Below are 8763 nucleotides of genomic sequence, written 5' to 3'. Positions count from 1 at the left end.
GCCAGGCCGAGGCCGCCGTCGGCGGGCGCCGCGGCGGCGCTCGCCGCCCCGGTCGCCAAAGCGGTCACGAGTACGCCGAGCGCCGCAGCCAGCCGCAGGGTCCACCTCATGGTGCGGACTGTAGAAGCGGGTGGGCCGGTTTCCGCGCGGTCTGTCGGGGACCGGTCGGAGCCGTATCCTGCTGGTGATGAAGCTCTTCGGTACGGTCGCCGACCTGTACGAGCGCGCGCGGCCCGGTTATCCGCCGGAGATCGCCGAGTCGATCCTCGCCTACCACGGCGGTACCCCGGCCTCAGTGGTCGAGGTCGGCGCGGGCACCGGCAAGGGCACCGAGGTGCTGGCCCGCCTCGGGGCGCCCCTGACCTGTGTGGAGCCCGACGCGCTGATGGCGGCCCGGCTGGCCGAACGGTTCCCGGACGCGCGCATCGAGGCAACGACGTTCGAGCGGTGGTCGCCGCCGGCCGGCGGGGTGGACGTGCTCGCCTGCGCGATGGCCTGGCACTGGCTGGACGCCGCCACCGCAACGCCCTGGCCCGGCGCGCCCTGGCACCCGGCGGCACGCTCGCCGTCTTCGGGCACCGCTACGACTACGCCGACGCCGGCCAGCAGGCCGCCGTCCGGGCCGCACTGCGATCCGTCGACCCCACGGTCCGGAAGCGGCCCGTCGACTGGTTCCACCAGGACATCCTCGACAGCGGACAGTTCGACGACGTACGCCGCGAGGTGTTCCGGCGGGAACTGCCGCTGGACAAGGAGCGGTACCTGGCGCTGATGCGCACGTTCGGGCCGTACCTGTCCCGGACCCCCGAGCAGCAGCAACGCGGGATCGCCGCCCTGGACCGGCTGGTGGACGACTTCGGCGGCACCGTCGTGCTCGACCTGCGGACCACGCTCGTGCTGGGCCGCGCCGATGCTCGGTGACCTGGTGATGACCCGCCGATAGTTGCTGAACCTCAAGCGGCTCGCCGAGTCCGCAGCTCATTCGGTCACGCCGGTCGTCGCTCGACCGGCGCGCTGCTGAGCACGCCTTCGGGGCGGACCTCCTGACGCAGACGCGCCAGGTTGACGAACCGGTCGCCGTCGACCGGGGCGGCGTCGAGCAGGCGCAGGACGACAGTGCAGTACTTGGCCATGGTGTTGCGGCCCGGCATGAAGATGGACAGCTCGTCGTGGGCCTCGGGCGTCTGCACCATCAGGTCGGCGGGCAGTGACGGCAGCGTTTCCGGGGCGCCCGCCACCGCGACCTTGACCGTCCAGAACGGCCCGGTGCCGTCGAGTACGCGCCGGTCCTGCTCCGGTGTCTCCAGCGCCATCGTCCGCCACGGCTCACCAAGGCAGGTGACGCCTGCCTTCCGTACCGTGGCGACCAGTTCGGCCGCGGCCTCCGTGATGATCTCCTCGGCCCGGTCCCACTCCTGCGCGTCCCGGCCCAGCGGTGTGCCCGGCACGAGCCGCGCCACCACAGTCGTCGCCGGCACGTGCCGCAACCGCGGTGCGGGCTGCGCCTCGAAGACGGCGCGGGCGGCAGCGATCGCGTCCGCCTGAGCCTGACGTTCCCGGCGGACCTCGTCGCTGTGCCGGTCGAGCAGGGTGAGCGCCTGGTCCGGTTCGTCGAGGGCACGCCGGACGAGCTTCACGCTCATCCCGGTGTCCCGCAGCAGCGTGATCAGCATTGCGCGTTCCACCTGCTCGAAGGCGTACGAGCGGTGGCCGGTCCGGTCGTCGACCTCGGCGGGCACGAGCAGCCCTTCGGCGTGGTAGAAGCGCAGCGCCTGCGGCGACAGGTGACACATCTGGCTGAACTCGCTGATCGACAACATGATCCCAGCCTGCCCCCTTCAGTAACCGCAAGGGCAAGCGCCGCCGCCTAACGCTGGGGCAGCCCGGCGGCGGCCGCGATCGTCTCGACCGCCTGCTCCAAGCCGGTGCTCTCCGGGAGGACGAGTTCGCCGGGCCAGCCCAGGATGTCGTGCGCGGCGTACCAGCCGCTCATCTGCTCGGCGGTGAACTCACCGGCCTGCGGGCGGGTCAGATGCCGGCGCAGCGTCTCGGCCAGCGACACGTCGAGGTAGCAGAACAGCGACCGCCCCCGGTGGCCGTCCCGCAGCGAGGTCAGCATGTCGCGGTAGCGGCCGGTGTACAGGATGCCCTCCAGGACCACGTGGTAGCCGTGGTCGAGCGCGAACCGGACGGTCTGCTCGATCAGGGCGGGCGCGACGCCGCCGGGCGTGTCCCGTTCGCGCAGGACGACGCGGCGCAGGTAGTCCTGTTCGACGAGGGCGCATCCCCGGCCGTGCCGGTGTCGTAGCTCACGGGCGATGCTGCTCTTGCCCGAGCCGGAGTTGCCCCTGATGCAGACGAGGACCGTGTCCGGGCTCCCGGTGGTCTCAGCGGGCACGGCGCCTCCCTGGCTTCGGCTGCCGCGGTCGGATGCCGACGGCGGCGGTCGCCCGCCGGCGCTGCCCCTGGCAGTCCGACGGGCGACCCGGCCCGGGCGCTCCGGGCTACTAGGCCCGGGTGATCACCAGGAACGCGTACCCGATCACCTTCGTGCCGTCCCAGTTGTACATGGGGCGGCACGCCTGCGGCTTCGTCCACGACGACTGGTACTTGGGCCGGGCTTCGTTGCAGGCCTTCAGGGTCGGGTAGGTCGGGCTCGAGTAGTCCGCGTACGCGGGCACGCCCAGACCGAGCACCAGGGCGCCCGCGACCGAGGTGGCGGCGACGAGGCTGCGGATCCGCGGCCGTCGGAAGGCTTTCACGTCTTCTCCCATTCTCATCATCGTCGCTCGACCGTCCATCGTGGTCGCACGACCATGATCAGCTTAGGTCGGCGGCACAAGGCGCCCCCACGGGCCGGTTCCACCCCGCCACCAGGCTGGCCGCGTTCGGTGGAACGTCATGGGTGCCTCCAGGCCCGTTTGACACCCATGGTGTTCCACCCACGGGCGTCGCCCTGGCGCGCGCCCGACCCGCCGGTCGGCGACGTACGCGAAAAAGGCCCCGAGCGGCGTGGAAAGCCTGCTCAGGGCCTTGCTCGTTGGTGCGCCGCCAGGGACTCGAACCCCGAACCCGCGGATTAAGAGCCAGCGTCGAATCGATGCCTCGCGTGCCGGTGCGTCCCACCAGTCCACGCATCGCAGGCTTCGACTGACCTCACCGGACGCACATACCTAGCAATCCACGCGGCGCCGATCCTGTCCGCGGCGACCGAGCACCCGCTGAGCACCCGGATGTGCGGCCATCCAGGGCCGTGGGAGTGTCAGCCATGAGCGGTCGATCAACCGTTACTTCTATACGCCCTCGCCGGGCTGCCTTCGCCGTGAGGACTCGGACAGGCGAGCAGGGTTACGCCGCAGGCGACTCGGGAATGCGCCAGATGATCCGAAACCGTTCGTCGTCGGGAAGTCCGTGCGTGCCTACCGGGCTGATCTGTTTGATCAAGTATCCGAAGACCATCTGATGTGCCTCCTCCGACACCTCGTCCCAGGTGTCCGGAGTCACGATCATTACCTCGCGCATCAAGCTCAGATCCGACTCGTTCTCCAGCATCTCCGCCCGGTCTTCCCGGTCCATCGACTCGTCGGCACGCATGGCACGGATCGACTCCGCGAGGAGGTTCGGCTCGCGACCAAGGCGCCTCAGAATCTCCTGACAGCCGTACTGGTAGGCCGCGTATGCCTCCAGGGCCTCCCGGTCGGGATTACCGTAGCCGTACGGCACACCCTCGTCCGCCCCGACGTAGTCACCCTTCAGCGTGAGCAGCAGGACCCGCATCGCGTGTTCAACCCCTTGCTCCTCGATAAGCTGTGCCATCCCGTGAACCCATTGATCCTCGGATATCAGTGGTTCGTGCGGGGCTGCGAGCGAGGGGTGGATTTCGATGGCGCTGAAAGGATTGATCAACACGCCCATGACCAGTTCTGGCGTCCATTTTCCGTCCTCGCCACCCCAGCCGCCGTTGACAAGCTCCTGGAACGACTTCAGCGCGCCGGATTCCCCTTCGCCGATCGCGCGCCACAGCGTTAGGAACCTGGCTGTCTCGGACTTCTCGTTCCGGGGCGGACTGCACAGTCCGGCCAAGGCCACGACGATGTCGTGGACAGTCTCCCAGCGAGGCACCCGTATCCCGGTGATCGCGGAGCGCACGGTCTCGTGGCTCGCGGCTGACAAACGGTCTTCTCGGCGACCGATGAGCTCGCTCACCTTCCGGAAGCTCAACCGGCCCGCCGAGCGGCGCAGCTCCTGCAGCGCTTCTGCTAACTCTCGCTGTCGACCTGCGGGCTGAGTGGGGGCACTGGAAGTGGCCAAGGGATCCCTCCCTGTTCAGGGTGTCAAGTTCCGCCAGCGAAGTAGCAGGCGTGAGCTAGGGCCGAGTCAATATTCGTCAAGTTTGCCGGTCCGCTCGCCAAGACGTGACTCGCGGCCGATTGGTGAGGTGAGCATGGAGAAGGCGCCGACGGAGCGCCGTCGTCCGAGGAGTTGCCGCGCATGCACATCCCTTCCTACGCCCGTGACTCGATCCGCGCCGCCGTACTGCGCAACGTGCCTACGTCTCGGCAGGCGGGCGGCTTGGACTGCTGTCTGTGCGACAAGCCGTTCGGTGAGGACCTTGCTTCCGTACCGCTCGGGCCGACACCGACGTCCGGGCTGTTCGCGTGCCGGCCCTGTCTGACCCGGTCAGTCGCCCAGGCGCGACAGGCCCGCGACGCCGCGCTCGCCCAAGGCGCCGAGCGCGCCCGGGCGGAATCCGCGTACTGGATGCCAGTACGCGAGCGCCATGTTGCCCGCCTTACCAGCGTGCGGCAGGCCGGTGAGGCCGTGGCCAAGTTGGCCCGGAGCGGGGATACCGCGGCGATACGTATCGCCTGGCTACTGGTCTCGCTGGAGTCCGCGTACACCTGGGTTCCCGAGGCTCCGGAACCACCGGCCGCTGTGGATCGTAAGGATCCAGAGATGGAGAACGAGGCCTTCCACCTCGACCTGGCCATGATCACGGCGCGGGAGGCGGTGGCGGAGCGGCTGGCCTATCACCTGATTAACGAGGGGCACCCTGAGGAGCCCAAGATGTGCGAGGAGTTCGAATGCCCGGAAGACTGCTCGGGACGCCACGACTCCACGCACATCGACTGCGGGCCGGACGCCATCTTCGATGATCTGGCGGAGCACGGCGTCACCATTGAGCAGCCAGAACACGATCCCGTGTTACCTCGGCTTGCAGCCCTCTGTAGGAAGACTCGGGCTGAGCAGGAGCATTCGCCGCTTCCGGATTTCGAAGAGCAGGCTGCGGCCGTTCTGGCGCATCTCGGGATCGCTGCGGAGGACACCGATGCCCTAGTGAGCGCGGCGGCGGTCGGCCTGGTAGCTGACGCCTGGCGCGACGGTCCGCTTAACGCGATCCACGCGGACGACAACGGGCCAAACGATGGGGAAACCTTCGCCCAGAGCGTCGATCTGTACCGACGTGCCCGCGCGGCGCTGATGGCCGCGCGAAACGACGGGCCCGAGGCACTGCTCGCGTTCGTGGCCGTCGCCTCGGACAAAGACCTTCCGTGGGCCGGGGGCTCCCGCTTCGCGCTGCGGTCGATGTCTGACGGTGTGCCAGGGTTCGTCCAGCACGTCAACGACCAGGTCTGGTTCACCACGAAGGTGATGCGGGAGCGGGGTTGGCGCGCCGCTTTGCTACACCGAGCGGCTTCGGCCGCGCTCAAGGCTCCCGCTCATTTCGGAATGCCACGCTGGCCCAGCGTCGTCGCCTCTGCGATGGAACGTCTCGCCCTGCTGGATCGTTCCGGCGCGCCCGAGGCGCTAGCGGACCTCGCGGCAGTGGAGACCTCATTGCTCGAAGCACCAGATCAGCTGGGGGCAGCCGCTCTCGACTGGATTTCTCGCCAGGCGCTGCTCGGCTGGTGCGCCCCGTGAGCTGGGACAACCTAAGCCTGATCATCCTTGCGGCCTTTGGTTGCCTCACGCTCCTGCTGACGCAAGTGAGCGAGTTGTTGTCGAAGCTACCGCAGATCATCCGTGCCTGTCGGCAGGTACGGAACGAACTGCGCAACAGGACGGATCATGACTGCCAGAACGCCTCGCGGAAGGTTGACGGAGGTCCCCCCTGGAATGCGCACACCGGGCTATGCCGCGATCGGATGCAACGAAGTCGGTGTGAGCTCCCTTCCTCGTCGGCGGATCTGTGATAGCCAAGCGCGGAGTGGCGGCATCCGCCGAAATGCGGCGCACTGGTTTTCGGCCTCGGTGGCCCAACTGGGGACTGCGTAGTTTTTCGTGTTTGACCTGGGTGTGGTCCGTTGGACAGAACGTTGGTCCTGTCCGGGAAGGACCAGTCCATGGCAGACGAGAAGAACAGTGTTCAGCTTCCGCAGCTGTCGGCGGCGGAGGTGGAGTTCGCGCAGCAGTTGGTCGAGCAGGCCCAGGCCGGCGGAGTCTCGTTGGTCGGGCCGGGTGGTCTCCTCGTGGGGATCACCCGCACGGTCCTCGAGTCAGCGCTCGGTGCGGAGCTGGGTGCTCATCTCGACGAGGCCGGTGACGACGAGGCGACCGGCCGACGGGTCAACATTCGTAACGGGCACGGTGCGAAGACGATGCAGACCGAGGTCGGGCCGGTGCGGATCCAGGTACCGCGGGATCGGGCGGGTTCGTTCACGCTGCGGATCGTGCCGAAGCACGCCCGCCGGTTGGGCGGGTTCACCGAGGCGATCTGTCGCTGTATGCCAAAGGGCTGATGACCGGGAGATTTCCGCTCATCTGGCCGATGTGTATGACGCCGAGGTGTCCCGGGAGTCGGTCAGCCGGGTCACCGACAGCGTCGTGGAGGAGATGGAAGCCTGGCGGCAACGCCCCTTGAACCGCATCTATCCGCTGGTGTTCATTGATGCTCTGGTGATGAAGATCCGCCAGGGGCGGGTCGCGAACCGGCCGGGTCTACGGTTAAGCCAAGGCCCTCAACGCCCTGATCCTCGCCTACGGAGACCGGATCACCATCTAGCGATCTCGATCACACCACAGGCCCAAACGCGGTAATCGACACACTCCCCCGTCCCACCGACACCGCCCCGGTCCATCGGCTCCCGAGCACCCAGCGAGCAACCACTCGCCCTGCCGTACGCGAAAAAGGCCCCGACCGGCGTGGAACGCCTGCTCAGGGCCTTGCTCGTTGGTGCGCCGCCAGGGACTCGAACCCCGAACCCGCGGATTAAGAGTCCGCTGCTCTGCCAGTTGAGCTAGCGGCGCTCGCTGACAACGGGAAGAAGATTAGCACGCCCGCGGAGCCGGGTTCCAATCCGATACCGGGGTCCCCCCTTCGGACGAGCTTAACCGGCGAAAGCGACCAAAACGGTCAAAGACTTGAGCGCGGGGGCGGGTCAGATGGCGTCGATACGGCACGATGTCCGCCAGGCATGTGAGGACAGGGGTGGGCATGGGCAGGTTCTCGCGGGCCGGGGCGACGGTGGGCGCCCTGGTCCTCACGGCGTCGCTGGCACTGACCGGGTGCGGCGGCGGCGACGAGGGGAAGAAGCCGGCCTTCGAGCCCGGCCAGCAGCAGGTCGGCGGCGTCTCGGCCTCGGCGCCCGCCGACCCGAGCGCCGCCCCGACCGGCGGCGCCCCCGCGGCGGCGCTGACTGTCAGCCCGGCCGACGGCGCGGCGAGCCGGCCGGTCAGCACCGAGATCAGCGCCCGCATCCCGGGCGGCGGCACCGTGTCGAAGGTGGTGCTCGCCACCGCCGACGGCACCGCCGTCGCCGGACGGATGCGACGGGACGGGTCCAGCTGGGTGCCGTCGGCCGCGCTGAAGTACGGCACGAAGTACACCGCCACCGTCACCGGCGCCGGCAAGGACGGCCAGACGTACGAGGGCACCAGCACGTTCACCACGATGGCCAAGCCGAAGTCGATGATCGGCTCCGGGCTCTACCTGTTCAGCGACAAGACGTACGGCGTGGCCATGCCGGTGGTCGCCGAGTTCTCCCCGGGCATCCCGAAGAAGGACCGGGCCGCGGTGCAGAAGCGGATGTTCGTGCAGACGGACCCGCCGCAGCCCGGCGCCTGGCACTGGGTCGACAACGGCACCCAGGCGTACTACCGCGCCCCGGAGTACTGGAAGACCGGCACCACGATCACCGTACGGCTGGCGCTGGCCGGGATCCCGCTGAGCAACGGCCGCTACGGCAACATCGACCGGAGCGCCACCGCGAAGATCGGCCGCGCGTTCGAGATGACCGTCGACAACGCGACGAAGCGGATGACGGTCTCCGAGAACGGCACGGTGATCCGTACGCTGCCGGTGAGCCTGGGCAAGAAGAGCACCCCCTCCTCCAGCGGCACGATGGTGGTGATGGAGAAGAAGGAGTCCACCGTCTTCGACACCCGCAGCGAGCCGGACCCGGCCAACCGCTACGTCACCGAGATCGACTTCGCCCAGCGGATCACCTGGGGCGGCGAGTACATCCACGCCGCGCCCTGGTCCGAGGGCGTGCAGGGGCGCCGGAACGTCTCGCACGGCTGCGTCAACGTGTCGATGGCCGACGGGCGGTGGCTGTTCGGCAAGACGCTCGTCGGTGATCCGATCACGGTGAAGGGCACCGAGCGGCGCCTCGCCCCGGGCAACGGCTGGACCGCCTGGAGCTTGAGCTGGTCGGAGTTCGTCGCCGGCAGCGCGCTGCCGGTGCCGGAGGGCGGGCAGCCCGCCCCGTTCTGACCGTCGTACCGTGGTCGGACACGCCACCTCCCACGTAGCGCCGGTCGTCC

10 protein-coding genes and 1 tRNA gene are annotated in these 8763 nt (G+C 68.8%); 6 read left to right on the top strand and 5 right to left on the bottom strand.

Annotated elements, in window-relative coordinates:
- The first annotated feature begins 187 nt into the window (after positions 1-187).
- Both KBX39_RS34230 and KBX39_RS34225 read left to right on the top strand, forming a co-directional pair.
- Complete coding sequence (locus tag KBX39_RS34230; RefSeq protein WP_210871119.1) at positions 188-772, top strand: methyltransferase domain-containing protein; 585 nt, start codon at positions 188-190, stop codon at positions 770-772.
- Positions 772-921 (top strand): hypothetical protein, encoded by a 150-nt coding sequence (locus KBX39_RS34225; RefSeq protein WP_210871118.1) that lies wholly within the window; start codon positions 772-774, stop codon positions 919-921. The genes KBX39_RS34230 and KBX39_RS34225 overlap by 1 nt, the downstream gene beginning before the upstream one ends.
- A 65-nt stretch (positions 922-986) precedes the next feature.
- Here KBX39_RS34225 and KBX39_RS14950 read toward each other — a convergent pair whose 3' ends face one another.
- The 4 genes from KBX39_RS14950 to KBX39_RS14935 form a co-directional block, all read right to left on the bottom strand.
- Positions 987-1820: a MerR family transcriptional regulator gene (locus tag KBX39_RS14950; RefSeq protein ID WP_210871116.1), complete on the bottom strand. Its 834-nt coding sequence runs from the start codon at positions 1818-1820 to the stop codon at positions 987-989.
- Between the two features lie 47 nt (positions 1821-1867).
- A complete protein-coding gene (locus KBX39_RS14945; RefSeq protein WP_210871114.1) occupies positions 1868-2398 on the bottom strand; it encodes a kinase in 531 nt (176 codons plus the stop codon).
- A gap of 109 nt (positions 2399-2507) precedes the next feature.
- Positions 2508-2762 carry a hypothetical protein gene (locus KBX39_RS14940; protein WP_043326130.1) on the bottom strand — a complete coding sequence of 85 codons (255 nt, stop codon included), beginning with the start codon at positions 2760-2762 and terminating at the stop codon, positions 2508-2510.
- A gap of 586 nt (positions 2763-3348) precedes the next feature.
- The gene (locus KBX39_RS14935; RefSeq protein ID WP_210871112.1) at positions 3349-4206 is read right to left on the bottom strand and encodes a hypothetical protein; all 858 of its coding nucleotides are present in this window, start codon (positions 4204-4206) and stop codon (positions 3349-3351) included.
- 285 nt (positions 4207-4491) lie between these two features.
- On the opposite strand from KBX39_RS14935, the gene KBX39_RS14930 reads away from it, so the two are divergent.
- The 3 genes from KBX39_RS14930 (at position 4492) to KBX39_RS33800 (ending at position 7038) form a co-directional block, all read left to right on the top strand.
- Complete coding sequence (locus KBX39_RS14930; RefSeq protein WP_210871111.1) at positions 4492-5922, top strand: hypothetical protein; 1431 nt, start codon at positions 4492-4494, stop codon at positions 5920-5922.
- Between the two features lie 422 nt (positions 5923-6344).
- Positions 6345-6740, top strand: a complete 396-nt coding sequence (locus KBX39_RS33805) for a transposase (protein WP_282102409.1) — start codon at positions 6345-6347, stop codon at positions 6738-6740.
- Between the two features lie 31 nt (positions 6741-6771).
- The gene (locus KBX39_RS33800; RefSeq protein ID WP_312247334.1) at positions 6772-7038 is read left to right on the top strand and encodes a transposase; all 267 of its coding nucleotides are present in this window, start codon (positions 6772-6774) and stop codon (positions 7036-7038) included.
- A 134-nt stretch (positions 7039-7172) separates the two neighbouring features.
- Here KBX39_RS33800 and KBX39_RS14920 read toward each other — a convergent pair.
- Positions 7173-7248: transfer RNA gene (locus KBX39_RS14920), tRNA-Lys, on the bottom strand.
- 187 nt (positions 7249-7435) lie between these two features.
- On the opposite strand from KBX39_RS14920, the gene KBX39_RS14915 reads away from it, so the two are divergent.
- Positions 7436-8713, top strand: coding sequence for an Ig-like domain-containing protein (locus KBX39_RS14915; RefSeq protein ID WP_064446946.1), 1278 nt, complete (start codon positions 7436-7438; stop codon positions 8711-8713).
- Positions 8714-8763 lie beyond the last annotated feature (50 nt).

The sequence above is a fragment of the Micromonospora sp. D75 genome (assembly GCF_018070405.1).
In the GTDB taxonomy this organism is placed as follows: Bacteria; Actinomycetota; Actinomycetes; order Mycobacteriales; family Micromonosporaceae; genus Micromonospora; species Micromonospora chalcea.
This window is presented reverse-complemented; position numbering and strand designations above follow the sequence as displayed.